The sequence below is a fragment of the Microbispora sp. H10949 genome, from assembly GCF_014161435.1.
GTDB lineage: Bacteria > Actinomycetota > Actinomycetes > Streptosporangiales > Streptosporangiaceae > Microbispora > Microbispora triticiradicis.
Window position 1 is genome coordinate 172,157 of record NZ_JABBWZ010000004.1, and the last position, 23,858, is coordinate 196,014.

The window sequence follows — 23,858 nt, forward strand, 5'->3', positions numbered from 1 at the left end:
CGCCGGCGGACGAGCAGGGTCGCCTACAACAGGTGCGCGACCGTCTCGGCGAACTCCTCGGGGGAAGCGATCCGCACACCGAGGGACTCGGCCTTCGCCCGCTTGGACCCCGCGTTGTCTCCTGCGACGACCAGCGAGGTCTTCGCCGAGACGCTGGAGGACGCCCGGCCTCCGGCCCGCTCGATGAGCTCGTTCATCTGGTTGCGGGACAGTGCCGCCAGCTGCCCGCTCATCGCGCCCGTGACCACGACCGTCATCCCGGTCAGCGGCAGAGCACCCGGTTCGTCCTCACCCGACGTCGGGGTGGTCGTGCCCTCGTCACCGGCGGGCGCCGCCGCATCGGGCTCCACCATGTTCACCCCGGCCCGGACGAGCTTGTCGATGAGGTCGGACAGCTCGGCCAGGTCGGCGACGATCACGGGCGCCTTCTCCGGGCCGATGCCGTCCACCTTCTGGAACCCCTCGGCGTCGGCCGCACGGACGGCCTCCATCGTGCCGAAGTGCCGGGCAATGCGGCGGCTCATGGAGCGCCCCGTCCCCCGGACGCCGAGCGCGCAGAACACCCGGCTCAGCGGTCTGGTCCTGGCCCTGCCGATGGCGGCCAGGAGGTTGTTGGTGGACACCTCCCCCATCCGCTCCAGGCCCAGCAGCTGCTCGCGGGTGAGGAAGAACAGGTCGCCGAAGTCGGCGATCAGCCCGGCGTCCAGCATCTGCTGGACGCGGTTGTCGGCCAGCCCTTCCACGTCCAGCTGGTCGCGGCCGACCGCGTACCGGATCGAGGCGATCGCGCGGCAGTTCCGGCCTCGCACGCACCTCCACCGCTCCTGGGAGGTGTCGATCTCACCGTCGCAGGTCGGGCACACCTCCGGGAACACGATGGGCCGCTCGTCGCCGGTGCGCAGGTGCACCACCGGTGACTCCACCCTCGGGATCACGTCGCCGGCCTTGTAGACGACGACGCTGTCCCCCAGCATCAGCCCGCGGCGCGTGATGTCGGAGGGATTGTGCAGCGTGGCGTACGTCACGACGGAGCCGTCCAGCTCCACCGCCTCCAGAACCGCCCGCGGGGCGATCACCCCGGTCCGGCCGGTGTTCCACTCCACCGTGAGCAGCTTCGTGATCTTCTGCACGGCGGGCAGCTTGTAGGCGATCGCCCACCGCGGTGCCCGGGAGCCGAATCCGGCCTGCGCCTGATCCGCCGCGTCATCCGCCTTGATCACGATGCCGTCGATCCCGAACGGCAGCTCCGGCCGCGCGGCCGCGATCTCCTCGACCCGCCGCTGCACCTGCTCCACAGTCGTCGCGACGATCCCGGCGACCGCAGTGCCGGCCGTGGTCTGCACACCCTGCCCGGCGACCCAGTCCATCACCTGGCTGTGCGGCCGCTCCCGGAGCCGCGTGGCGAGCCCGGAGGTGTCGTCGGGCAGCGGCAGCGCGCCGTACCCGAAGAACGTCAGCTCGCACACGTACGGCCGGTCCTGCGCCCTCAGCGTGCCCGCGGCGGCGCTGCGCGGGTTCGCGAACGTGGTCCCGTCATGCGCCTGCCGTTTCGCACACGCCTCCTCGAACTGCCGGGCGGTCATCATCACCTCGCCACGCAGCTCCACGGTGACCGGGTCGGCGAGCCGCCCGGGGAGGCCGACGATCGTGCCGATCGCGTGTGAGACGTCCTCGCCCGCGCTCCCGTCGCCGCGGGTGACCAACTGGACGAGGCGGCCGTGACGGTAGCGGGCGGCGACCGCCAGCCCGTCCAACTTCGGCTCCACCGACCACGCGGTCACCGGACGGCCGAGCCGGCGCTCCAGAGAGGCGGCCCAGCCGGCCAGCTCCTCGGGCCCGAACACGTTGTCCAGGCTGAGCATGGGCACGGTGTGCGGGACATCGCCCACGACTCCGGCGACCTTGCCCGTCGGCGAGTCCTCCAGCACCTGGCCGGGGTGGGCCTTCTCATAGGCGGCGATGCCCCGTACGAGCCGGTCGTAGGCGTCGTCGTCCAGCGGGGAGGTGCCGTCACCGTAGTAGGCCGCGGCCGCGTCGGCCGCCAGCTGGACCGCCTCGGCATAGGCGGTCTCGTCGGGGATCGCGTCGATCGGGGGTGCTTCAGTCATGCGGCCATCGTGCCGAAAGGGTCCGACAAGAACGTCAGACGCCGCCGCCTCGCATCCCACGACCCGTCCACGCGACGCCTGCTACGGCTTCCCCGTATTCGCCGCCTTGGAGGCCGACGAAGCCGCTCTGCACGACGTGCTGATATCTCGCCCAAACTGATATGACGAGGAAGCTGTTAGGACCTGTTTCGAAGTCCGCTATCTGGCGACGTGCCGTGCCCGGACAAGCAGTGAGGGCTCCGGTAGAGGGTTCATCGACCAAGAAGAACCTGGACACCGGAGACCTCGTTGGCCACCTTAGCGGTGACGAGGCGGTTTGACCTGACCGATGCGCAGTGGGCGCGGCTGCAGCCGCTGCTGCGTGCGCCGAGAAGACCAGCGAGGTCCTCGACGTTGATTTCCTCGGCGCGGGCGGCCGTGTCGTACAGGAGCCGCCACAGCACCCGTTCGCGCAGGGCGTGCGCGGGGTCGGTGAACAGCTTGTTCAGCCGCGCGGCAGGGAGGGCGCGGTCACCGCGCCGGGCGCTCTTGCGCCGCTCCAGCCGCCGGGCCGGGTTGGTGGCCGGCAGGTCCTGGCGCTGGGCCCAGGTGGTGAAGGAGACCAGCGCGGACAGGTGCCGGCCCCAGGTGGCTGCGGCCGCGACGGATGCCGAGCTGGGCGAACGCTGCCCGATGGCAGTCCATGTGACGGATAATGCAAGTTTGTGTCACATGCTTCCGGATGACCAGCGTCCATGCACCAAGAATGCTCCGAGAGCGTGCCGGAGACGGATAACCGTCACCGGAAGGGAGGTCACGGGTGAGGCGCACCATCACGGGTATCGTCTCGGCTGTCTGTGTGATCATCCTGCTACCTGTGGCGACCAACTACGCGACCGCGGACGTCCCGGGTTTCCTCGCCGGCCGGCCCTGGCTGGCTTGGGTGGCGATCGCAGTGTTCGGGACGGTGGCCGTTTCGGCGGCGGTCAACGTGCCCGTGCGGCTGGCGGCGCGCCGGATCGCGTCACGCCCAGGCGATCGCGACCGGCTGGTCGCTGGGGTGAGGGCCTATGTCAATCGGCGGCTGGGGCAGTCGCTGGGGGTGATGGGCCGGGCCGAGCTGGAGCTCGACAGGCGCGGCACTGCCGTCGTTGCGCCGCTCGCGGCTTACGCGGGCGACCCGGACGGCTGGGACCTCGCACCGGGAGCGACCATCGTGGAGGCGTTCGCGCTGGCTGATGAGTCGCTGCTGATCCTCGGCGAACCCGGCGCGGGCAAGTCGACGCTCCTGCTCGACCTCGCCTCAGCCCTACTCGACGGCGATGGCCCTGTCCCGGTGATCATCGAGCTGAACTCTTGGCCGGAGCCCGCCCGTGACGCCGACATCGTCTTCACCCGCTGGATCACCGAGCGGATCGAGGTCGACTATCACTTCGGCCGCGACCTGGGTCGCGCCTGCCTCGAAGACGACCGCCTCGTACTGCTGTTCGACGGCCTCGACGAGTTGCCCACCGCCCGGCGCGCGGCCTGCGTCGCCCGCCTCAACGCCCTCCAAAAGCTCTACCCCCGTCTGCGGACGGCCGTCACCTGCCGCACCAAGGACTACGCCGCCCTCCCGCTCCTCCACCTACGCGGCGCCGTCGAGATCCGCCCGCTCACCGACGACCAGATCGATCGCTACCTCGCAGACCCCGCCTCCGCCGCTTTACGCGTTGCCGTCACCGACGACCCGACGCTCCGTGAGTTGATGACCGCCCCGCTCTGGCTCAACCTCATGACGCTCGCCTTCCAGACCCGGGGCCGCGCGCTCGTCGGGACGACGACCCAGCGCCGTACGAGTCTTTTCGACCACTATGTCGCCCGGATGCTGGCGCGTCCTTTACGCGGCGGCCCCGCCCGCCACGACGACACGACGACCGTCCGGGTGCTCGCTGCCGTCGCCGCCGTCTCAAACCAGGCGGGTGTGCTCCCGTTGCGGCGCACCCCGCTGCGGGTCCGAGTGGACGTGGGCCAGGGCTGGAGCCACCTGTTCGGCTCGGTCGACCGCTTCTACTGCCAGAACACCGTCCAACCGTGGATCGGCGGAGCCGTCGGCGTGCTGTTTGCGACGGTGCTCGGCATCCGGTTGGGGATCTCGGGCCTGGCTATCGGCGGCGTCATCATGTCGCTGTCGCTCAGCAGCCGCAGCTCGAGCGTCCCCAGAGCCCCGCGCCCGCCCCTCGCCGTCCGGCTGCGCTGGTGGGCGGCGCACCTGCTCGCACTGCTGCTCGTAGCGGCGCTGTGCGGTGCCGTGCTCGTCATCTCCCGATCCCTGGACTCCCTGCCGGATGGGGTCTACCTCGCCGTCGCCGCCACCATCCTCGCAGGGGCGACCGCCTGGATCCTCCTGGCAGGGACCAGCGAGGGCGACGTCCCGTTTCTCCTGGGCGCGATCTGGTCCGTCGCGGCAGTCTACGCGCTACTCCTGTGGTGGGCGTCACCGCCGCACGGCGCGGGCGTCACCGCCATCGTCCTCGGAGCCATGATCCAGCCGCTCTGCGTGATCGCCCTGCCCTTCGGCACCCGCCTCCACGCCACCCGCGGCGACACCGACCTCGTGCACCCTGCCCCGTGGATCCCCGCCCTCTTAACCCTCGCGATTGCCGGCCTGACCCTCGGCCTCACCGGGCACCTCGGCGCCTCAGCAGGCCCGCCCGAGCTGATCCTGCTGGTGGCCACGGCCGGTGTGACCTACTACATGCACATGATTGCCATCGGCCTGCAGGGCGAGAGCTCAGGCCGCCGCGACTTCACGGTCCTCGCCCTCTCCCACGTTCTACCCTGGCGGCTCCGCCGCCTCCTGGACGAGGCCACCCGCCGCGGCCTCCTCCTCAAGGACTCAGCCTCCTACCGCTTCCCCCATTCCCTCATCCGGGATCACTTCGCCCGCCTCGACCCAACGACCGCCGAACCCCCACGCCCCTGAGCAACCAACGACCACCCGCCAACACGCTCGAACACTCCAGGGGCCGGGTGCTTCAGTCGCCAGCTCGGTGCTGATCGCGGTGTGCTCGATCGTGGTGACCGCGTGGCTGGCGGCGCGCAGCACGTCCGGCGAGATCCGGCGCCCTGATCGCGGACTCGGCGACCGGCAGGCCGGCGCTGCCTGCGCGCGCCTCGGCCGTGGTCGACCGCTCGCCGTCGACGTCTCGCTGGTGCCCGGGGCGGCCACCGACCGGATCGACGCGCGCGGTCGGGCCGTTCCTTCTGCCGGGGCCCGAACGGGCACGACTGCGCGAGGAGGTCGACGCGCAGGCGGCGTGCCTGCGCCACGAGGGCTGGCGCGCCACCGTCGCCATCGGGCCCGGCGGCCGTCCCTACCTCCGCCGCGAGGGCGGTCCTGCCACCTCGGCACCGGACACCGAACACCCGGGTCCGCCCGTCAGCGTGCCGTCCGCGGCGTCACAGCCCGGTTCGCCGTCGTGCTCCCCGAACGCGCCCGGCCGACCACCACCGAGAAGCGCGCGCTCATCCAGCTCGCCGCCCTGGTCCGCAAGTGCCACGGAAGCCGGGTCGAGGTGTGGCTGGACGAGACCGGCAAGCCGTCAGCCGCGGCATCGGCCGCCGAGTGCCTGGCCACCGCGCGTCGCGCCCAGTTGAGGCCGCACGTCGCACCGGCCGCGCTGATCTACATCGGCTCGCCGGAGGACCGTACGCTGCCCCTACGACATCGCGGGAGTCACCGCGGTGATCCTCGTCCTGGCGGTTGGGGTCAGCGTGCTCGTCGCCACCCGGCTGACGCGGCCGATGCGGGCGGTGACCGCTGCGGCCCGGCGGATGCGGGCGGGCGACGGGTCGGCGCGGGTCATGGTCCGCGCCAAGGGCGAGGTCGGCGAGCTGGGCGCCGCGTTCAACGAGATGTCCGAGCACCTGGACCGCATGGAGCAGCAGCGCAAGGCGATGGTCAGCGACGTCTCGCACGAGCTGCGCACACCGCTGAGCAACATCCGCGGCTGGCTGGAGGCCACCCAGGACGGCGTGGCCAAGCTGGACCCGGCGCTCACCGCCTCGCTGGTCGAGGAGGCCATGGTGCTGCAACACATCGTCGACGACCTGCAGCAGCTCGCGCTAGCCGACGCAGGCAAGCTGCGGCTGCACCCCGAGCCAGTCGACGTGGCCGGCCTGCTCGAGCAGATCGCGACCGTCTACCGCGCCGCGGCCGCCGGGCCGGTGCTGACCGTCGAGGTGACCGGCCGCCCCTACATGGACGCCGATCCGGTACGGCTGCGGCAGGCGGTCGGCAACCTGCTCACCAACGCGCTCCGCCACACGCCGACCGGCGGGCGGGCGGGCGAGCCTGCGCGCGTACGCCGACGGCGACGGTGACGTGCTGATCGAGGTGGCCGACACCGGGCCGGGCATCGCGCCCGAGCACCTGCCGTACGTCTTCGACCGGTTCTGGCGGGCCGAGAAATCGCGCAACCGCCAGACCGGCGGCAGCGGACTGGGGCTGGCCATCGTGCGGCAGCTCGCCAAGGCACACGGCGGGTCCGCGGCGGTGCGCAGCGAGCCTGACCGGGGCGCAGCGTTCGTCCTGCGCCTGCCCCGGAGTTCGCTGAGGACGTTCCCCGCTCGGCGCACCTCCAAATGCCTGATCCGAGCCCGCCGTGTGTCCGCGGTGACGAAGCGGATGTGCTCCCCCATGCCGGCCGCGATCCGGTCGTCCAGCGTCGGCAGGGTCTTCTCGATGGCCCCGGTCATCGACGCGAGGGTCTCCTCGACACACCTTGGGTAGACCGTCCGCAGCAGTTCCTCCCGGCTAGGAAAACACTCGCCGGAGTTGTCGTATCTGGGCCGCGTCGTTCGTAGCCAGGGTGAACGGTCGTCCACGAGGGCGCTGTCACGATCAGCTGTCACGACCAAAGGAGATGCCGACCGATGCAGCACCCACAGGCCAAGATCCACCGCATGTTCGAGCTCGTCGAGCCGATCGCCACCTCCACCTTCTCCGAGGTGGCGAACGAGGCGTTCCTGGCCCTGGGCATGCGCAACTACTGGGACGGATACTTCGCGGGCCGGGCCGCACCGCTGGGGCCGGCACCGGCTGCGGTGGTACACGCGGTCTTCTACAACTTCGCCGAGGGCGAGGTGGCACGCCACATCCCCTGGGTGTGGGGAAAGATCACCCCGCAGGAGGCAATCACCGTGCGTGAACGGGGCAGCACCGCCGCCCTGCGGCAAATGATCGGAGAGCTCGCCGACTCGCCCAGTCTGGTGCGGGCCGCCGACCTCGCCGCCAGAGCAGCGGTCAGCGCGCCGACCGAGGGCCGACCACTGTACGCCGGGCTGCGGGCGCTCGACGTGCCCGAGGAGCCGGTGGCCAGGCTCTGGCACGCGGCGACGCTGCTGCGGGAGCACCGCGGGGACGGCCACAACGCCGCCCTTCTCGCCCACGGCATCGGCGGCACCGAGGCCCACGTCCTCATGGCTGTTTCCCTCGGAATGAGGGCGGAGGAGTTCGGCCGGATCCACCACCTGCCCAAGGCACGGCTGACCGCCGTGGTCGACGGGCTGCGCGGCCGCGGCCTCGTGGACGCCGCCGGCGGGTTCACCGACGCCGGCCGGGAGACCAGGCAGCGGATCGAGGCCCTCACCGACGAGCTGGCAGCCCCGGCGTACGACGTGCTCAGTGCGGACGAGCTCGACGAACTGGCCGCAGGGCTCGAGCCGATCGCCACCGCGGTATGGGCCTTCGACAACTGAGCGGGCGCATCAAGCTGCTGTGACGGCCACGACCCCAGCCCGGCCACCGAGATGAGCAGGTCGTTGCGCGGGATCACCCGCCTGGCGTAACCGAAGGCGCCGCCACCAAGCGGCGCGAGGCCGCCGACGCCTGGCTGTCCGGCAAGAAGAAGACCGGCCGGCTGCGGGCTGGCAGAGGGGGCAGACGGCAACACCCATGACCGCGTGCGCCAGGCCCACCGCGAATACCCGTACTCCGCCTGAGGCTCCGCACCCTGGTCACCGCCGGCGATCCGGCCCATCCTTGGGGCGGGAGGTGCCGGCATGCTCTACCGGATCCTGGCGGACACGATCACGAGCTTGGCGGACGCGGACATCCCCCGCGACGACGGCGAGCGGCCCTCGGGCACGCGGCTGCGCGGGGCGTGGGCGTCGGGCGGTCCGTGCTCCTCGCTGGACGGGCTGCGCCTGCCGCCGCTGAACAACCGCCGGGTCCGGTTCTGGTACACCGAGGAGGGTTGGCGCGTGTACGGCCGGGCCCACTGGGCCGAGCTGCGCGAGGCGGGTCACACCGTACGGGTGATCCGCGTCAAGAACGCCCCCGACTCCCGTGTGGCCTACCGCGACCGCTACCAGGTCGCCCTTCTCCCTCCGTCGCCGGGAAGGCGCTGACGACCGCCGCCGGCCCCGCCAGGCGATCCCGCACCCGGTTCGGGGGGCGAGACCCCCGCGGGACCAGGGGCGAAGACCCGCCCGAGCGCGCTGCCATGCGCGCGATTCGTGCGCACGTACGAGGCAATGCACCCGAGCGCAACTAACCGCAGCATTGCCGTGTCACGGCGTTTCACCGGTGCCAGCAGGTTTCACGGCCGAGGGCGATATGGTCTTATGTGATTTGCACCCCACTGAATATCTAGGTCCCGTCTGGGGCTGACGAGATCGGGGTGTTCGCAGACTCGAGCGCGGTCTCCCTGTCGGTAGCTTGTGAGCAACGCGATCTTGTATGTGTACCGGACCGGGATCGCCTGGGAGTACCCGCCGCATAACTTCCCGCCGTACAAGACGGTCTATGACTTTCTTGATTCGACGAACTTTGAATTCCGATAATGTATCTTATCGGAAATCAGTTTCGAGGATCTTGAGGTAGTTGCGGACATGCGCGGCGATGTGGACCCAGACCCGGCGATCGAGGGACGTATCGTCCCGCGTCCGTTGGACCTCGCCGTTGTGGAGGAGGTCCTCAGCGACGAGGCAGCGGAACTGCTGCGGCAGGCTCGCGCGGAGAACACGCACCGGGCCTACGCCGGCGACTGGGCCAGGTTCTCCGACTGGTGTGCCGCCAATGGAGCGTCTCCGCTGCCGGCCACCACGGCGACGGTCGTCAACTACATCGTCTACCTGACCACTTTGGGCCGGGCTCCGGCCACGGTCGACCGGGCCGTCTCGGCGATCCTGTCCATTCACACCGACACCGGCGCCGAACGGCCGAACACCCGGCCGATCCGGGAGGCCTTGCGTTCTTACCGCAAGCTGCGGGCGAAGGCCGGATTCCGGCCGCGGCGCTCGCTGCCCATCACCATCGAGATCCTGCGGGCGATGATCGAGGCCCAGCCGGAGGATGGTCCTACGGGACAGCGCAATCGGGCCATCCTGACTGTCGGGTACGCGGCGATGACGCGCCGGATCGAGCTGCACCACCTGAACATCGAGGACCTGACCTTCCTGCGGGAAGGCCTGGAGCTCTTCATTCCGATGTCGAAGACCGACCGCGACGCCCGCGGCGTCAGCGTGCCGCTGCCGTATGGCTCCCATCCGGGAACCTGCCCGGTGCGGGTCGAGTCGGCGTGGCTGGAGATCCTCGCCGAGCACGGCATCACCAGCGGGCCGGTGTTCCGCGCCATCGACAAGAACGGCCGCATCGCGGGCGCGATCGGCGACGACGGCGTGCCCGTCCGGCGGGCCGGGCGCGGGGATGGCATCCGCATGACCCCCGAGGCGATCAACCTAGTCGTCAAAAATGCCGCCCGAGCCGCCGCCCTCCCGCACGCCGACCGCTACTCCGCTCACGGCCTGCGCGCCGGCGGAGCCACAGACGCCGCCGACGCCGGCGCGACCATGTCCGGAATCTGCCAGCACGGCCGCTGGTCGGAAAAGTCCCCCGTGGTCATGCAGTACATCCGCCACCGAGACAAGTGGAAGAACAACCCGATACTGCGCGTGGGCCTATGACCGGGGCGGCGTCGTGTCGAGTGACCGGCCGCGACGATCCGGTCCACGCTCTTCACCTCCCTCAGCACGACTAGTTGACTCGAGATGTCGCTGACCTGCCCAGGTTCGTTCATGCACACCGACATCCGGCGACAACCTGATGCGGCCGGTTGGCCTATGGCCGCCGCTGAACAATTCCGGGAACTAGTCTTCTGTGAAGTAATGCGATGGGCTGGGTAGCCAACCCTTCCGTGCGTATACAGCACGCACGCTACATGCCACTCGAGCAATCGATCACTAACGGCTACCCCGAGGCTTTAAGCACTGAAGGAAGAGGGACTAAGGAACCGCAACCATTCGTCTTCCTGTAGGTCCGCCGATGGTTGCATAATTAGGTAGTATTGAGCGGGGTCATTGCCGACGCCCCAAACAATCTCGTGAGTAAGTTCAGCATGTGCTAACCGCTCCAGCAGGCGCACCCCAGACTCTCGCCAGTCACCGTCAAAGGATAGGTCGGCGAGATATGGATCCAGGCTGTCGGTGGCCCATCCGACGCGCTCCTCCTGATCTATCACGGGATCGAAAGCCACTGCTAACCGACCTTGTTGCACGTGAGCGATCAGATTACGCCGATCACCCCAGCCGTAATGTATGCCCCGGCCGTGCCAACATACTGTTAATGTCAAGTATCCAGCTTTGGCGATTCTGGTGAGGATATGCGGCTGCGCACCTGCACTGCCGCTGTTTGATTCGGCGACGAGGACACCATCTCCCCACTCGTTGATCGTGGCGAGCCGAGGGTCTTCCGACCAGTCGCCGACAGTCAGACCATCCGATAGCGGCGCATACGTACTTTCGATCAGAGGTTGGGCGCTGAAGAGGCCAAGCACAGCAGATATGTTTGCGTTGTCGACATAGGTTAGGCATACCTGGTCGACGAACTCGACGTCCAGACGCATAAGATTCTTCCCTTCCAAAGCATGAGGGTGCCGGGGGATCCACTAACGTCCCTGTCATCGCGTTGCCAAAGGCATCTACTGCACCACTGACCTCGGCCGTGTAGGAGCTTGCCTGCATTAGGGGTGCAGTCGGAGTGACGACTATGGTCGTATTGTCCGCTGTCACCGTACCGGGTACAGGGTTTCCGTCCGAATCCTTCAGAACAAGCTGAGCATCGCTAACCGATTCGTTAAAGGATGCTTCTACCGCGGTGCCGAGTGGAACATCTGTTGCGTTCGCTGTGGGCGCAGTCCCTATAACAGCCGGAGGTGTGGTGTCAGGGTCTGGAGGGCTTTGCGGTAACTCATCGGCAATCGCAACGGTGGCATCATCCTGCTTGGCCTCCATGCCCTCCCGAAACTGGTCAGGCGTTATCGGGTCTGGTTCCTGTCCATCATAACGAGAACCGTCCGTAGCCTGCCGAGCGAGGGCTTCTTCATAGGTAGGTAGTTCCGTGGGATCTGGACCCTCAAACGAGTAACCAACGACCTCGTATTGCGGTTCGGCAGGTTCAAAGTCGACGAAGAGAAGGGGCTGGTGAGGGCGCTTCTCGCATGACGTGCCGTCGTAGCACATCTCGTACTCGGTCGTACGGTAGCGCCGCCAGGGCGGGATGGGACGTGGCCGGTTGCGGTGGGGGCGCCCCCGGCGGGAGCGTGCGCGGCGGCCGGGCTCGTGGTGGCCAGCGGCGGAACTGTGCCGGTGAGCCGGATGGCCTCGCGGGTGGTACCCGCCACGGCGGCCGGGGTGGTGTCGGCCAGTGCGGCGGGGGCGGTGGCGACCACGGCGGCGGGCGGGACCGCGGCCATGACGAACGCGGCCGGTGACCCGGCGGCGAGCGCGATCGAGGAGATGAGCTGGGTGGCAAGCCATTGGGCGGCGCCGAGGCCGGGCAGGTGCGGGGCGGCGCGGCCGCCGATCCGGGAGGTGAGTTCGACGAGGGTGCTCACCACGAAGCCGGCCCATGCCGCCCAGCTGAGGTCCTTGACCACGGTGAGGAAGAGGGTGCCGTCGTCGCGGTGGGTGAGCGTGTGGGCGAGTTCGCCCAGGTCGGGCAGGTGGGCGGCAGGGGGGATCCGGCCAGCGCATACAGCGCCAGGGGAACGCCGGCGATGAGCGCGGCGAGGACGGCGGCGGCCAGCAGCGCGCGCAGCCCGTCCAGGAGGCGGAACCTCGTCATCGCAGTTCTCCTTCCACGCCGGGGACGAGGCGGGCGGTGGCCGTCCCGGTCACGGTGATGTCGTCGATGCCGATCAGGGCCAGGAACAGGGTGGGTTTGGCGACCCGTACGCGGACCTGGATGGACTGGGCGCCTACTGGTGTGGCGCTGCCGGTGTGGCGGGTGGCGGTGAGGTAGGCGCGGGCGGCGCGCAGGGCGGCGGCTTGGTCGACGATGTAGCGGCCGTCGGTGTAGGCGGCGCGCCGGTCGACTTGTCCGGCGCCGGCGCGGGCGGCTTCCTCGGCCACGTTGTAGGCCTCTCGCCCGGCGCGGAGCTTGGCGGTGCCGTCCCATAGGAAGGCGGCGAGCAGCAGCATCAGCGGGAAGATAGCCGTGGCGGTGAACAGGGTGACCGACCCGCGGTCGCGTGCCCGGGTCATGCCACCGCCGCCAGCGCAATGCGGCCGTCGGGAACCGTCTGGTCAGCGGCGGCGCTGGTGGGCGAGAGCAGGGTCGCCGGGTCGGCGTCGGCGTCCACGCCGGGGCCCGGCGCGCTATAGCCGACGATCGTCTCCGCCTCGTCGCAACGGACGCCTGCCGCGTCGGTCGTGTCCGGCAATCTGGGGTCACGACGCGCTGGTTTCGGGCCTATTGGGATGAGGAGGACACCTGGTTCTACGTCGAGGTCGGCGACGACGGCTGGGTGGTCCGGCAGATCGAACTGCGCGGCCCGGACGACACGCCCCTCACCGCGACGTCGTGGCCGGAATGGCAGGAGGCCGAGATCGCTGGGCGTCTGCGGCAGTATGAGGCGGCCTTTGGGGCGACCGCCGGGATCCCCTTGCGGGAGTGGGACGGCTACGAGCCGCAGCCTCTGACCTCGGCCGAGTTCGAGAGCGCCTGGCTTTGGGCCCGCGCCTTTCTCGGAGGCGGTGGCCGGCCTGCCGACGTCCGGGTCCGCTCTTATCCCGGTGCGCCACCCTGATGCCTCACCCATGGCGAGTTCCCGCCCCGGCGCTCCGGCGCACGGTCGAGGAGGTTGCGGAGGTCGCGAGCCCGAGGGTTCGTCCCCGGTAGGGGTCGATGGGCGAGACGAAAGACGCGCGCACCGTTGTGTGGCCGGGCAGTCCCGGCAGTAGGTCGCCGAGCCGGAGCGTGCAGGTCACGCGGGCGGTGACCTGCGCGGGGGCGCCGACTTGGCGGGAGAAGCCGGAGGTGTCCAGCGCGATGGACGGGCCGCAGCGCAGGTGCTCGTCGCGGAGCGTGGCGGTCGCGCTGGTGGTTGCGGCGTGCCTCGCTTGGGCGGGGTCGCGGGCGATGGAGGCCTGCCGGGCGGCGTCGCGGGCGGCTGATTCGACCGCGGCGTAGGCGGTGGCGATGCGCCCGGTCAAGACGGCCAGGGAGATGAGCGCGAGCAGCGTGGGGGCGAGGACCACCAGTTCCAGCGTGGCACTCCCCCGTTCGCCGTCGAGCCGCGTACGTCGTCTCATGGGCGGCTCGCGGGGACGAAGCGTTCGACCGGTGCGCGGGCCGCCTCGGCGACGGTCCAGTCGCCTGCGGGCAGGAACGACGGCACCCGGCCGGTGACGACGACTTCGACGGTGGCGGCGTCGCCGCCGGTCCGGGCGGCGGGGTGGGTGAGGAAGGCGCCGCCGACGCGGGTGGCGAAGCGCACCGCGGCGGCTGCTCCGGCGGAGCGGCTCGCGCCGTGGGCGCGGGCCGCCCGCACGCCTTCTTGGGCGGCCGCCTGGGCGGTGGAGCGGGCCTGGTAGACGAACAGGCCTGGACGGCGGCGGCCACGACCAGGAGCAGCAGCGGGAACAGGACGGCCGTCTCCAGGGTGGCCGCGCCCCGCTCCCGGGCCGCCCGGCGTGGCGGGTGGCCGGCGGCGGGTGCGGTCACGGGATCTTCGCGAGCCATTCGGTGACCTTGTCCTTCATCCCCGCCGCAGCGGCGATGGCAACCGCGATGATCAATGTGGTGATGACGACCCATTCCAGGGTGCTGCTGCCGCGTTCCTCGCGCAGGCGCGGCAGGGCGAGCCGTGCCCGCACGAGCAGGCGGTCGATCGGCAGGGGTGGGAGCTTCACGGGGCGCATCGGTCTCCTCATCGGGAAATCAGCCGGCGATGGCCAGCCGGTAGATCTGGGGGAAGGTCAGCATCAGCAGGAAGGCCGCGCCGAGCAGCGCGACGGGGATGACCATGGCGGTGGTGCGGCCGTTGGCCTCGGCCTTGGCGGCGGCCAGGGCCTGGCCGCGCATGGAGGCGGCCTTGCTGATGAGGGTGTCCAGGACGCGGGCGCCTTCCTGCCCGGCGAGCGCGGCGATGTCGGCCAGGTCGGTGAGTTCGGTGACGCCGACCTGTTCCCCGAGCCGGGCCAGGCCCTCCCAGGCGGGGCGCTGGTGGCGGCGGGCCTGCTGCAGGACGGCGGCGATGCGGGCGAAGGCCCAGCCGTCGCTGACCGAGGCGGCCTTTTCCAGGGCGTCGGCGGGTCCGGCGCCGGCGCTGCGTTCCAGGGCCACCAGGTCGAGGTAGCCGGTGACGGCGTGCCGGAAGTCGGCCCGCCTGCGGGCGGCCTCGGACCGCACGGCCAGGTCGGGGGTGAAGAACAGCACGACCCCGGCGAGCAGGGACGCCCCGGCGGGCAGCGCGATGCCGGGGTCGCCGCCGCGTGTCGCCAGCAGCGCCGACAGCGCGGCGGGCAGCAGCAGGCCGGGCACGGCCAGGCCGAGCTTGGCGGCGAGGAAACGCTCGACGGGCCGGCCGAGCAGCGCCAGGTCGCGGTGCGGGCTCGGCAGCGACCCCAGATGGGTGGCCATGAGGCGGCCGATCCGCTGGGTCAGGTCGCCGGAGGTGTCGGGCGGGACGTAGCCGGCGCGCAGACGGGCGACGGCCTCCTCGAGCCGGGGCGGCGCCGGCCGCAGCTCACGCACCAGCAGGAACAGCCCGAACCCGGCCAGGGCGCCGGCGGCGAGGAACAGGTTCATCGCCCGCCCCCGGTGAGAAAGCGGCCGGGTGGGCGGGCGGTGCCGAGCCGGTGAAGCCACCACAGGCCGGCGGCGTAGCAGGCGGCGACGACCGCGAGGGCGGCCTGCCCGGCGGTGGTGCCGAACGGGGCCACGTAGTCCCGGTTGAGGGCGGCGAAGCCGCTGTAGCCGAGGAGGAAGACCATGATCCAGCGGACGGTGGCGCGGTGGCGGGCGCGTTCGGCTTCGACCTCCCGCCGGGCGGCGACGTTGGCCGCGACCATGGTCGCGAGGTTGGTCAGGACGTTCCGCACGCCGGCGCCGCGCCGGGACGCGGCCCGGATCAGCGCGGCGGCGATCAGGTCGGCCACGGGGTCGTCGAGCGCGTCGGCGAAGGCGCGCAGCGCCTGCTCGGTGTCGGCGCGCATGGCGAGTTTTCGGCCGAGGTCGCGAACTTCGGCGGCGATCGCCTCGGGCGGGTGCTCGACGCTGCGAGTGAGGGCGTCCTCCAGGCCGGAGGCGGCGCTGAGCAGGTCGGCAAGCCGCCGGGTCCACTGCTCCAGCCCTTCCAGGCGGGCGATGCGTGAGCGAGCACCGCGCCCTGCAGCCAGGCGGGGCACGGCGAGGCACGCGCCGGCGGCGGCGATGCCGGCGACGGGCCAGCCGGTCAGCAGCAGCACCGCGGGGCCGAGCAGCACCGCCGCACCGGCCTGACATCGCAGCGCCGGGTCCGCGGCCGCGCGCGCCAGCGTGGCCACCCGCCCGCCGGGGCGGGGCGGCGCCGGCGCCTTCCCCCGCACGGCCGGCACGAGGCAGGCGAGCCCGGCTGCGATGAGCCCGCCGGCCAGCGGCGCGAGCAGGGCGCCGGTCATGACGCCCTCCATAGCGCGGCGGGGTCGAACCCGGCGGCGACCAGGTCGTCGAGGCATTGGGGCGAGGTCGCCGGGACGGCGCGGCCGTCGGGGCCGGGCCGGTAGATGTGGTTGCGCGCCGGCATCGCGGTGTCGGCGGGCGGCAGCACCTCCAGCACCTCGCTGACGTACCGCCGATTGGTCCGCACGTCGCGCCGCAGGTGGACGACGAAGTCCACGGCCATGCCGACCAGCGCATAGACATCTTCGGAGTCCAGCGCGAGCCCGCCGGAGCGGCACAGCATGAGCAGGCGGGGGAAGACCTCCTCGGCGGAGTTGGCGTGGATGGTGCACAGCGAGCCTTCCTGGCCCGAGTTCATCGCCTGCAGCATCGACCACGCCTCGTCGGCGCGGACCTCCCCCACGATAATCCGCACCGGGTTCAGGCGCAGCGAGTGCCGGATCTCCGCGTCCAGGGTGATCTCGCCGTGGCCCTCGCTGTTGGCCTGCCGCGACTCGATCGCGACCACGTCGCGGTGCCGGTGCGGCAGCGGGTCGAGGTAGAGCTCGTACTCGCTTTCCAGCGTGGCGATCCGCTCGTCGGGGTCGATCTCGGCGGCCAGGGCCCGCAGCATGGTGGTCTTGCCGGCGTTCACCCCTCCGGTGACCAGGACGTCCTTGCGTGCCCGCACGGCCGAGGCGAGGAACGCGGCGAGCCCTGCCTCCAGGGTGCCGAGCTCCACCAGGTCGGCGAGCGCGACGTCGACGTGCCGGTGACAGCGGATCGACACGTGCGGGCGCGGCGTGACCGCCATGACCGCCGACAGCCGCACCCGCTCCTTCAGCGCGGCGTTCAGCATCGCGGTGACGGTGGAGAACTCCCGGGCGGTCTGACCGCCGTGCACGCCCCACATCCGGATCCGCTGGACGAGTTCCTAGTCGCTGCCGGCGACCGCCGGCCCGCGCACCTTGCGCCCGTCGGCGTAGGTGACCCAGACCTCGCGGCATCCGTTGACGTCGATGTTCTGCACCGACGGGTCGGCGATCAGCGGTTGCAGCGCGCCGAGGCCGTAGCGTTCGTCCTCCACGGCCCGCACCAGGCGGGCGTGCGTCCCCGGGGAGACGACGACGCCCTCGGCGAGCTGCTCGCGGGCCCAGGCGGCGGTCGCGGCATGGATGAGCCGGCCAGCCTCTTGCCGGGTGGCCGCGCCTTCCAGCGCGTCGGCCACCCGTCCGCTGATGTCGCCGACCGCTGTGCGGAACGCTACGTCGTCTAGCCGGCTGTCGGCCGGGGCGGGAAAGACGGGAACCGGCGGCGTGTCTGGCGCCCCGTACGGCGGGGCGACGGGGCCGGAGTCGTCCTCGATCAGCCACAGCGGATGCTCACTCACGGCCGTCCTCCGCCCGCGTCGGCGCCCGCCCCAAGGCCGGCGGCAAAGCCGGGCCCGAGCTCAGAGCCCGGCTCTGGGCGCAGGCCGGGGCGGGCGCCGAAGGACGGCGGCGGCGAGACCTCGCCCGCGGCCGCGGCGGGGGCGGCCGGTCCGGGCAGGGGCGCGGCGGGGAGCCTGCCCAGCAGGTCGGCCGTAAGGCTCCCCACGGCCCGCAGCAGGGAAGTCATCTGCAGCCGGCTGGTCCACCTCATGCCCACCGGCGCCCCGTCGGACAGGACCCGCGCGGCCTTCGGCAGCAGCGGCACCGTCCCCAGGACGGGGGTGCCGCCGAGCGCCCGGCTGACCTCCCTGGGCGGGTAGGGTCCCTCACCGACAAAGAGCAGGAAGCGGTGGGTTCCGGCCAGCGCGCCCCGGCTGAGCGCGTCGATCCGCGGCCCGGCCATCGACACGAACCGCACCGTGGGCCGCAGCACGAGCACCACGGCGTCGGCCGCGGCCAGGATCCCGTACGGCACGCTTTCCACGCCGAGCGCGCCCACGTCGGCGATGACGTCCCGCCCAGGCTCTGCAGATCAAGGGGTCCTGGCCGCAGATCGCCCAGGTGCTGACGACGACTGCTGACCTGGCTGGAGGACCTCGGGCCGGCGCTCGCCGGGGCCTTCGCCGAACGCCCCGCGGACGAGCACCCGTGGCGGTCGCTGCGCCGGGCGTTCGACGTGCTCACCCGGATCAACGCCGACGCGCCCGAGCACTCCCTGGCGTTCCTGCGGATGATCGAGGCCAACCCGACCATGGCGGCCCGCCACCGGGGAAAGCAGCAGGCCTGGGAGGAATTGCTCGTCCCGCTGGTCGCCGCCCGCCTGCCGGGTAACCTGCCCGCCGATCGGGACCCCGCGCCCCGGGCCCTCGTCGCCTCCGCCGTGGCCTGCCTGAACGCCGCCATGCGGGCATGGGCGGCAGGCGACGGCGCCGGCTCCCGGGACGCGTTGCTCGAACGTGCGATGAACGCCCCGCTCGGCTGACCGGCGTTACCGGACGAAACGGATCTCGGGATAGCGCGGGTCCGCGCCGCACATCAGCCGGCTGCGCCGGCCCCGCAGGTGCTGGTCGAAGAAGGCCCGGAGGTGGTCGCGCTGGATGGTGACGGAACGCTGCGGGCGGAGCGTGCCGACCAGTCCGGCGAGCTGCTCGGGGGTGAGGCCGATCTCCGGGGCGGCCTGCGGGTACAACACCTGGCCGTCGTTGAACGAGCCGTGGACCGAGCCGGTCAGGCTCAGCTCACGTTTCCAGCCCCGCTGGCTCCTCCAGAACGCGTCCCAGGTCGGGTCCTCCGGGTCGGTGCCGTGGTCGCTGCTCAGCAGCAGGAACGGCCGGTCGGAGCCCGCGACGGCGCCCGCGCCGACGAATGTGCCGTCCAGGTTGACCCCGGCCTTGATCCGCCGGTCGTGGTGCATCGTGGCGGCGGCGGTGCTGCCACCGAGTGAGTGGCCGAACATGCCGATCCGGTTCAGGTCGAATGCGCCCCGCAGTCCGATGGGAAGCCGGCGGTTCCCCGCATCGGGGTTGCCACCGGCGTTGACGACGGCCAGCTGGTCGAGGACGAACCGGGTGTCGGCCTCACGAACCGCGACGGCCCGGGCGATGATCTGCTCGTCGATGTCGGGCGGGATGGCCGCCACCTCGACCCGCCCGTCCGGGAACTCGACCTCGCTGGCGTCGTGGGTGTGGTCGATGGTGACGACGATGTAGCCGTGGCTCACCAGCTCCTCGGCGAGGACGGTGCTGGTGCCGCGGTCGCCGCCCAGACCGGGCGAGTAGAGCACGACCGGACGGCCGCCGTGCACCGGTGCGCCGGCCCGGCCGTGCGTGGCCGTCGCACGGACTCTCTCGGCGGGCAGGCCGAACACCTTGGAAAAGTGGGGCACCGCGCCCGGCGACAGCCACGGCGCCGCCGGGTGGCCGTGGATGTGCCCGGCCGGGTACCAGATCTGGATCATGATTTCGCGAACCGGCAGGCCGGGTACCCAGGGATCGGTACGGGTGCGGTCGACGAGGTGGAGCGCGATGGTGCCGAGCTGCTCGGGACCGGTCTGCATGGGCAGCGTGTACCCCTTGGCGGCCGATCGTGGCCGGGCGGCGGCCGGCGCGCGTGTGATGACGCCGAGGCCGGCGGTCAGGACAGCGGCCGACAGCAGCGACCGGCGGGTGAGGGCCGGGGCGGGTCCGGGCATGGTGCGACTCCTCAGGAGACGGGGTGAACGTGGATCACCCTGCCGGGATCCGGGCGCGCTGTCGGTGGGGCGGGCAGCCGGTTCGGGGTGGGGTTACCCGTACCCCCGCGGGTGGGGTGGCACCATGGCCCGCGCCGGCGGGCCGGTCTAGGTTGATCCCGTGACCTCGGTGGAAAAGGCTGTACCCCGGCGCGGCGGTGCGCTCCCCACGGTGCTGAGTGCCCTCTGGCCGGCGCGCACCTGGCGTGCCACCCTCCACGCGCTGGCCGGGCTGCCGCTCGGCGTGGCCGCCTTCGCGCTGACGTGCGGGTTGCCGGTCGGCGTCGGCTACAGCGCGATCTGGAGCCTGCTGTACGCCTCCGGCGACGACCTCGCGCTGACCATCCTGTTCGTCGTGCTCACCGTCCCCGCCACGCTGTCGCTGCCACGGGTGGTGCGGGGCCTGTCCGCGGTGCAGCGCCGACGGTTCCGGGCGCTGCTCGACGTCGAGATCACACCGTCGCACGGGTGGTGGCGGCAGTTCGGCTACCACGTGCTCAGCCTGTTCATCGGGGTGTCCGGCGCTGCCGCGGTGGCGGTCTGCTGGTCGGCGACTCTCCTGGCCTGGGCCGAGCCCGCCTACCTGGTCCTCGCGGCACCGGCGCTCGTCGCCGCACCGTGGGTGGCCCGCGTCGTGGCGCGCGCCGACACGGCGGCGGCCCGGGCGCTGCTCGGGCCGAGCCGCAACGAGGAGCTGTCCGAGCGGGTGGAGGCGCTGTCGCGCAGCCGCGCCGAGGTCGTCGCAGCCACCGACGCCGAGCGCCGCCGGATCGAGCGCGACCTGCACGACGGCGCCCAGCAGCGGCTGGTCTCCCTGGCGATGAATCTCGGCATGGCCCGGGCCAACCTCACCGACCTGCCCGCACCGGCCCGGCAGGCCATCGTGGAGGCCCACGACGAGGCCACACAGGCCCTCGCCGAGTTGCGGGAGTTCGTCCGCGGCCTGCACCCGGCGGTGCTCGACGACCGTGGCCTTGACGCGGCGCTGTCCGGCATCGCAGCCCGCGCACCTGTCCCGGTGCGGGTGGCCGTCAGCGTGCCGGGTCGCTGCTCGCCGGTCGTCGAGGCGGTCGCCTACTTCGTCGTCTCGGAGGCTCTCACCAACATCGCCAGGCACGCCCACGCGAGCCGTGCCGAGGTCACCGTGGATCGCGTCGCCGACCGGCTCCGCGTCGTCGTCACCGACGACGGCCGAGGCGGCGCCACGCTCGGCGGCGGCACAGGGCTGCGCGGGCTCGCTCAGCGCGCCGCGTCGGTCGACGGGACGTTCGCGTTGCACAGCCCGGCCGGCGGGCCGACGACGGTCACCGTGGAGCTGCCGTGCGGATCGTGATCGCCGAGGACTCGGTGCTGCTCCGCGCGGGTCTGACCAAACTGCTCGCCGACGGCGGGTTCGACGTCGTCGACGCGGTGGCGGATGCCGAGCAGTTGCTGCGCGCGGTCGCCGAGCACCGTCCCGACCTGGCTCTGATCGACGTGCGGATGCCGCCCACCCACACCGACGAGGGCATCCGCGCCGCCCTCGCCATCCGGCACCAGTTTCCCGCGGTCGCCGTCCTCGTGCTGTCGCAGTACGTCGAGGAGCGTTACGCCACCGACCTGCTGTCGGTGCGAACCAGCGGCGTCGGATATCTGCTCAAGGACCGGGTCGCCCACGTGTCCGACTTCCTCGCGGCCCTGCGCCGGGTGGCCGCCGGTGGCACCGCCCTGGACCCCGAGGTGGTCGCGCAGCTGCTGGTCCGCCACCGCCAGGACCCGATGGACCGGCTCACGCCCCGCGAGCTGGAGGTGCTGCGGCTGATGGCGGAGGGCCGCTCCAACCACGGCATCGTCGACACCCTGAAGGTCAGTCACAGCGCCGTCGAGAAATACATCACCAGCATCCTCAGCAAGCTCGACCTGCCCCCGACCGACACCGACCACCGCCGCGTCCTCGCCGTGTTGCGGTTCCTGCGCATCTGACCGCCGGGCCGGTTGCCCAACCCCCCGCGCTCGCCGCGGCGGCCGGCGGCCGGCGGTCGGCGGTCGGCCGACCGGCTCTGTCGGCGGATCGGTGCTCGCTGCCGGTTCGTGCAGCTGCCGGCGATCGTGTTCATGACGGCCTGCGACGACGGTGCGGTGGACGCGTTCGACCTCCGAGTAGCTAGCGTCGGGTCCGTGATCGTATGGCTCAACGGAACCCACGGCGTCGGCAAGACAACGACCAGCGCCCTCGTGCAGCAACTGATCCCGAACTCACGGGTGTTCGACGCCGAGAAGGTCGGCGAGACACTCATGGACATCACGCCGGGACTGCCCGAGACGGACAACTTCCAACACTGGCCGCCGTGGCGGCCGCTCGTAGTCGAGACCGCTCGCCGCGTACTCGACTACACCGGCGGCACTCTGGTAATGCCTATGACTGTCCTGGTCGAGCAGTATTGGCGCGAGATCAGCGCGGGCCTCGCCCACTACGCCATCCCGGTAAGGCACTTCGTCCTCCATGCCGACCAAGACACCCTCCGCCGGCGTATCGAAGGGCAACACGCCATCCCGTCCCCGTTTCGCCTCCAATACCTTCGGCCCTACGCCGAGGCGGCCCACACCTGGCTACACGCCGAGGCCGAGGTCGTCGACACCACGCACCTCACGCCTGCCCAGGCCGCCCTCCAGATCGCGGAGGCCCTCACCCAGAACGCTACGCCCACATAACGGCCGTGGTCACCGCGAGGATGGTGCGAGCGACCAGCGGTGATCATGCTTGTCGCTATCACCGTCGGCCGCGACTGCCCTGCCCGTTAGCTGGCGTATCCGCTCCACAAAACCCGGCGCGGTTCAGGGCCCCTGCCGTGGGACGCGATCTCCTCCCTGCCTCTGGCCGGCGAAGACCGCACCGGATACAAGCGCAGCTCGTTCAAGCACTGGATCGACGCCGACCACGACGGATGCAGCACCCGGGCCGAAGTCCTCCTCGCCGAGGCCGTCACGCCTCCGCAGGTCGGGCCAGGCTGCACCCTCACCGGCGGGCAGCGGTACTCCTACTACGACGACACCACCGTCGATCAAGCCTCCGGCCTGGACGTCGACCACCTTGTGCCGCTCGCCGAAGCGTGGGACTCGGGCGCCTACGCCTGGACGCCGGCGCAGCGCGAGGCGTACGCCAGCGACCTCGCCCAGCCGTACCACCTGGCTGCGGTGACCGCCCGCGCCAACCGATCCAAGGCCGACAAGGACCCGGCCGAGTGGCTGCCCCCGTCCGAGAGTGCCTGGCGCAGGTACATCGCGGAGTGGACCGCCGTCAAGATCAACTGGAACCTGACCGTCGACGCCGCGGAGAAGACCACCTTGACCACCACCGCACAGGAATGCCCCAACACTCCCCTGCCCGACCTGGCCGATCCGTCCTGATCGGCTCTCTCCCAGCCTGTGCCGCTGCCGACCCGCCGTGTCCAATCGTCTGCTACCCGGCAGCGACGAACTGCTCAAGGGGCGGCGGTTCCTGCGGGGGCGGCGGTCACAGGGTGCGCGGGACCTGGACAGCGGGTCGGAGGCGGGACATCAGCCCGGCCAGCTCGCTCACGGTCATGCCCGGCGCCTCCAATTCCGCCCCGGACCACCGGTCGAAGAAAATACACACCGCCCCCGGCTTGTCGATGTAGGTCTTCGGCTCTATGAACCGGGTTGGGTAGCAGGCGGCCGCTCCGCCGAGCGGGGTGGTCGGCATCGCCACGATTCCGTCGGGGCACTCGTCGACGACTTTGGTGCGGAACCTTGTCATGACCGTCCTGCTGCCGGACCGCCGCAGTTTTTCGTTGAGCGAGGCGCCCGGATCTGGGTGTTCTGCGTAGAGCGGCCACACCTGGACCCTTTTCCCGCCGGGCGTCTTGTAGACCGCGACAATGACGGGCTCCTTGCCCGGGTTGGGGGTGGCACGGCGCATCTCCGCCGCTGTATGCGGCAAATCGACGTAGGTGTAGGTGCGGGCGGCGGGCGGCGGCCAGGTGCCCTCGGGCGGCGACACACACGGCAGGGACGCCTTCACTGCGGCCACCAGGAGCACGCCCGCGACCAGGCAGACCGGCAGCAGGCTGGCCAGCAAAGCCAGCGCGATCTGCCGCCGGGTCTGTTTGCCGAGCTTGGCGTCGCTGGATCCTTCGGAGCCGTCGCGTCTGCTGTTCATGTCCGCAGGGTGAGTTCCGCCTCTTGGAGATCACTTGCGCTTGGAC

General features: G+C 71.3%; 29 protein-coding genes and 1 pseudogene. 13 read left to right on the top strand and 17 right to left on the bottom strand.

Annotation, left to right across the window (positions count from 1 at the left end):
• Positions 1-23 precede the first annotated feature (23 nt).
• Positions 24-2,108 carry an NAD-dependent DNA ligase LigA gene (gene ligA / locus HHX40_RS11230; RefSeq protein WP_182880510.1) on the bottom strand — a complete coding sequence of 695 codons (2,085 nt, stop codon included), beginning with the start codon at positions 2,106-2,108 and terminating at the stop codon, positions 24-26.
• Between the two features lie 856 nt (positions 2,109-2,964).
• Here ligA and HHX40_RS36505 point away from each other — a divergent pair.
• The 7 genes from HHX40_RS36505 to HHX40_RS11260 all read left to right on the top strand — a co-directional run bounded on the left by HHX40_RS36505 (position 2,965) and on the right by HHX40_RS11260 (position 10,037).
• Positions 2,965-5,052 (top strand): NACHT domain-containing protein, encoded by a 2,088-nt coding sequence (locus tag HHX40_RS36505; RefSeq protein WP_182880511.1) that lies wholly within the window; start codon positions 2,965-2,967, stop codon positions 5,050-5,052.
• Positions 5,053-5,813: 761 nt separating this feature from the next.
• A complete protein-coding gene (locus HHX40_RS36510; protein WP_310738037.1) occupies positions 5,814-6,452 on the top strand; it encodes a histidine kinase dimerization/phospho-acceptor domain-containing protein in 639 nt (212 codons plus the stop codon).
• Between the two features lies 1 nt (position 6,453).
• The gene (locus HHX40_RS36515; protein ID WP_310738038.1) at positions 6,454-6,861 is read left to right on the top strand and encodes an ATP-binding protein; all 408 of its coding nucleotides are present in this window, start codon (positions 6,454-6,456) and stop codon (positions 6,859-6,861) included.
• A 143-nt stretch (positions 6,862-7,004) separates the two neighbouring features.
• Positions 7,005-7,829, top strand: a complete 825-nt coding sequence (locus tag HHX40_RS11245; RefSeq protein WP_182880512.1) for a MarR family winged helix-turn-helix transcriptional regulator — start codon at positions 7,005-7,007, stop codon at positions 7,827-7,829.
• A 303-nt stretch (positions 7,830-8,132) separates the two neighbouring features.
• On the top strand, positions 8,133-8,480 hold the full coding sequence (locus tag HHX40_RS11250; RefSeq protein ID WP_182880513.1) for a hypothetical protein: 348 nt from the start codon (positions 8,133-8,135) through the stop codon (positions 8,478-8,480).
• 312 nt (positions 8,481-8,792) lie between these two features.
• Positions 8,793-8,915 (top strand): transposase, encoded by a 123-nt coding sequence (locus HHX40_RS38170; protein ID WP_220499012.1) that lies wholly within the window; start codon positions 8,793-8,795, stop codon positions 8,913-8,915.
• A 105-nt stretch (positions 8,916-9,020) separates the two neighbouring features.
• On the top strand, positions 9,021-10,037 hold the full coding sequence (locus tag HHX40_RS11260; RefSeq protein ID WP_182880514.1) for an integrase: 1,017 nt from the start codon (positions 9,021-9,023) through the stop codon (positions 10,035-10,037).
• Between the two features lie 296 nt (positions 10,038-10,333).
• Here HHX40_RS11260 and HHX40_RS36520 read toward each other — a convergent pair whose 3' ends face one another.
• The 6 genes and pseudogenes from HHX40_RS36520 to HHX40_RS11285 form a co-directional block, all read right to left on the bottom strand.
• On the bottom strand, positions 10,334-10,975 hold the full coding sequence (locus tag HHX40_RS36520) for a hypothetical protein (protein WP_182886010.1): 642 nt from the start codon (positions 10,973-10,975) through the stop codon (positions 10,334-10,336).
• Positions 10,976-11,036: 61 nt separating this feature from the next.
• Positions 11,037-11,363 (bottom strand): annotated as a pseudogene (locus HHX40_RS38175) (Ig-like domain-containing protein); the annotation flags it as partial.
• Between the two features lie 23 nt (positions 11,364-11,386).
• A complete protein-coding gene (locus HHX40_RS11270) occupies positions 11,387-12,007 on the bottom strand; it encodes a hypothetical protein (protein ID WP_182880516.1) in 621 nt (206 codons plus the stop codon).
• Positions 11,962-12,195: a hypothetical protein gene (locus tag HHX40_RS11275; protein ID WP_182880517.1), complete on the bottom strand. Its 234-nt coding sequence runs from the start codon at positions 12,193-12,195 to the stop codon at positions 11,962-11,964. The genes HHX40_RS11270 and HHX40_RS11275 overlap by 46 nt, the downstream gene beginning before the upstream one ends.
• Positions 12,192-12,614, bottom strand: coding sequence for a pilus assembly protein TadG-related protein (locus HHX40_RS11280; RefSeq protein WP_182880518.1), 423 nt, complete (start codon positions 12,612-12,614; stop codon positions 12,192-12,194). The genes HHX40_RS11275 and HHX40_RS11280 overlap by 4 nt, the downstream gene beginning before the upstream one ends.
• Positions 12,611-12,793 carry a hypothetical protein gene (locus tag HHX40_RS11285; RefSeq protein ID WP_182880865.1) on the bottom strand — a complete coding sequence of 61 codons (183 nt, stop codon included), beginning with the start codon at positions 12,791-12,793 and terminating at the stop codon, positions 12,611-12,613. The genes HHX40_RS11280 and HHX40_RS11285 overlap by 4 nt, the downstream gene beginning before the upstream one ends.
• An 84-nt stretch (positions 12,794-12,877) precedes the next feature.
• Between HHX40_RS11285 and HHX40_RS11290 the strand changes: the two genes are divergently transcribed.
• Positions 12,878-13,159 carry a hypothetical protein gene (locus HHX40_RS11290; RefSeq protein ID WP_220499013.1) on the top strand — a complete coding sequence of 94 codons (282 nt, stop codon included), beginning with the start codon at positions 12,878-12,880 and terminating at the stop codon, positions 13,157-13,159.
• 4 nt (positions 13,160-13,163) lie between these two features.
• Here the strand turns inward: HHX40_RS11290 and HHX40_RS11295 are convergent, their stop codons facing one another.
• The 8 genes from HHX40_RS11295 to HHX40_RS11330 all read right to left on the bottom strand — a co-directional run bounded on the left by HHX40_RS11295 (position 13,164) and on the right by HHX40_RS11330 (position 17,922).
• Positions 13,164-13,664: a TadE family protein gene (locus HHX40_RS11295; protein WP_182880519.1), complete on the bottom strand. Its 501-nt coding sequence runs from the start codon at positions 13,662-13,664 to the stop codon at positions 13,164-13,166.
• Positions 13,661-13,903 carry a hypothetical protein gene (locus HHX40_RS11300; protein ID WP_182880520.1) on the bottom strand — a complete coding sequence of 81 codons (243 nt, stop codon included), beginning with the start codon at positions 13,901-13,903 and terminating at the stop codon, positions 13,661-13,663. Before HHX40_RS11300 ends, HHX40_RS11295 begins: the two co-directional genes overlap by 4 nt.
• 169 nt (positions 13,904-14,072) lie before the next feature.
• Positions 14,073-14,273, bottom strand: a complete 201-nt coding sequence (locus HHX40_RS11305; protein ID WP_182880521.1) for a hypothetical protein — start codon at positions 14,271-14,273, stop codon at positions 14,073-14,075.
• 19 nt (positions 14,274-14,292) lie between these two features.
• Complete coding sequence (locus HHX40_RS11310; protein ID WP_182880522.1) at positions 14,293-15,162, bottom strand: type II secretion system F family protein; 870 nt, start codon at positions 15,160-15,162, stop codon at positions 14,293-14,295.
• A complete protein-coding gene (locus HHX40_RS11315) occupies positions 15,159-16,013 on the bottom strand; it encodes a type II secretion system F family protein (RefSeq protein ID WP_182880523.1) in 855 nt (284 codons plus the stop codon). Before HHX40_RS11315 ends, HHX40_RS11310 begins: the two co-directional genes overlap by 4 nt.
• The gene (locus HHX40_RS11320; protein ID WP_182880524.1) at positions 16,010-16,897 is read right to left on the bottom strand and encodes a CpaF family protein; all 888 of its coding nucleotides are present in this window, start codon (positions 16,895-16,897) and stop codon (positions 16,010-16,012) included. Before HHX40_RS11320 ends, HHX40_RS11315 begins: the two co-directional genes overlap by 4 nt.
• Before the next feature lie 30 nt (positions 16,898-16,927).
• Positions 16,928-17,383, bottom strand: a complete 456-nt coding sequence (locus tag HHX40_RS11325; protein ID WP_182880525.1) for a hypothetical protein — start codon at positions 17,381-17,383, stop codon at positions 16,928-16,930.
• Positions 17,380-17,922, bottom strand: a complete 543-nt coding sequence (locus tag HHX40_RS11330) for a hypothetical protein (protein ID WP_182880526.1) — start codon at positions 17,920-17,922, stop codon at positions 17,380-17,382. Before HHX40_RS11330 ends, HHX40_RS11325 begins: the two co-directional genes overlap by 4 nt.
• Positions 17,923-18,009: 87 nt before the next feature.
• On the opposite strand from HHX40_RS11330, the gene HHX40_RS11335 reads away from it, so the two are divergent.
• Positions 18,010-18,405 carry a hypothetical protein gene (locus HHX40_RS11335; RefSeq protein WP_259403518.1) on the top strand — a complete coding sequence of 132 codons (396 nt, stop codon included), beginning with the start codon at positions 18,010-18,012 and terminating at the stop codon, positions 18,403-18,405.
• A gap of 6 nt (positions 18,406-18,411) precedes the next feature.
• Here the strand turns inward: HHX40_RS11335 and HHX40_RS11340 are convergent, their stop codons facing one another.
• Positions 18,412-19,614, bottom strand: a complete 1,203-nt coding sequence (locus tag HHX40_RS11340) for an alpha/beta hydrolase family protein (protein WP_182880527.1) — start codon at positions 19,612-19,614, stop codon at positions 18,412-18,414.
• Positions 19,615-19,774: 160 nt separating this feature from the next.
• Between HHX40_RS11340 and HHX40_RS36525 the strand changes: the two genes are divergently transcribed.
• From HHX40_RS36525 to HHX40_RS11360, 4 genes are all read left to right on the top strand, one after another.
• The gene (locus HHX40_RS36525) at positions 19,775-20,986 is read left to right on the top strand and encodes a sensor histidine kinase (protein ID WP_182880528.1); all 1,212 of its coding nucleotides are present in this window, start codon (positions 19,775-19,777) and stop codon (positions 20,984-20,986) included.
• Positions 20,974-21,615: a response regulator gene (locus HHX40_RS11350; protein WP_182880529.1), complete on the top strand. Its 642-nt coding sequence runs from the start codon at positions 20,974-20,976 to the stop codon at positions 21,613-21,615. Before HHX40_RS36525 ends, HHX40_RS11350 begins: the two co-directional genes overlap by 13 nt.
• A gap of 108 nt (positions 21,616-21,723) precedes the next feature.
• On the top strand, positions 21,724-22,344 hold the full coding sequence (locus HHX40_RS11355) for an AAA family ATPase (protein ID WP_310738040.1): 621 nt from the start codon (positions 21,724-21,726) through the stop codon (positions 22,342-22,344).
• Positions 22,345-22,557: 213 nt separating this feature from the next.
• Positions 22,558-23,040 carry a GmrSD restriction endonuclease domain-containing protein gene (locus tag HHX40_RS11360; RefSeq protein WP_310738083.1) on the top strand — a complete coding sequence of 161 codons (483 nt, stop codon included), beginning with the start codon at positions 22,558-22,560 and terminating at the stop codon, positions 23,038-23,040.
• A 106-nt stretch (positions 23,041-23,146) separates the two neighbouring features.
• Here HHX40_RS11360 and HHX40_RS11365 read toward each other — a convergent pair whose 3' ends face one another.
• Entirely contained in the window at positions 23,147-23,812 is a 666-nt protein-coding gene (locus HHX40_RS11365) for a hypothetical protein (protein WP_182880530.1), read from the bottom strand.
• Positions 23,813-23,858: the final 46 nt, after the last annotated feature.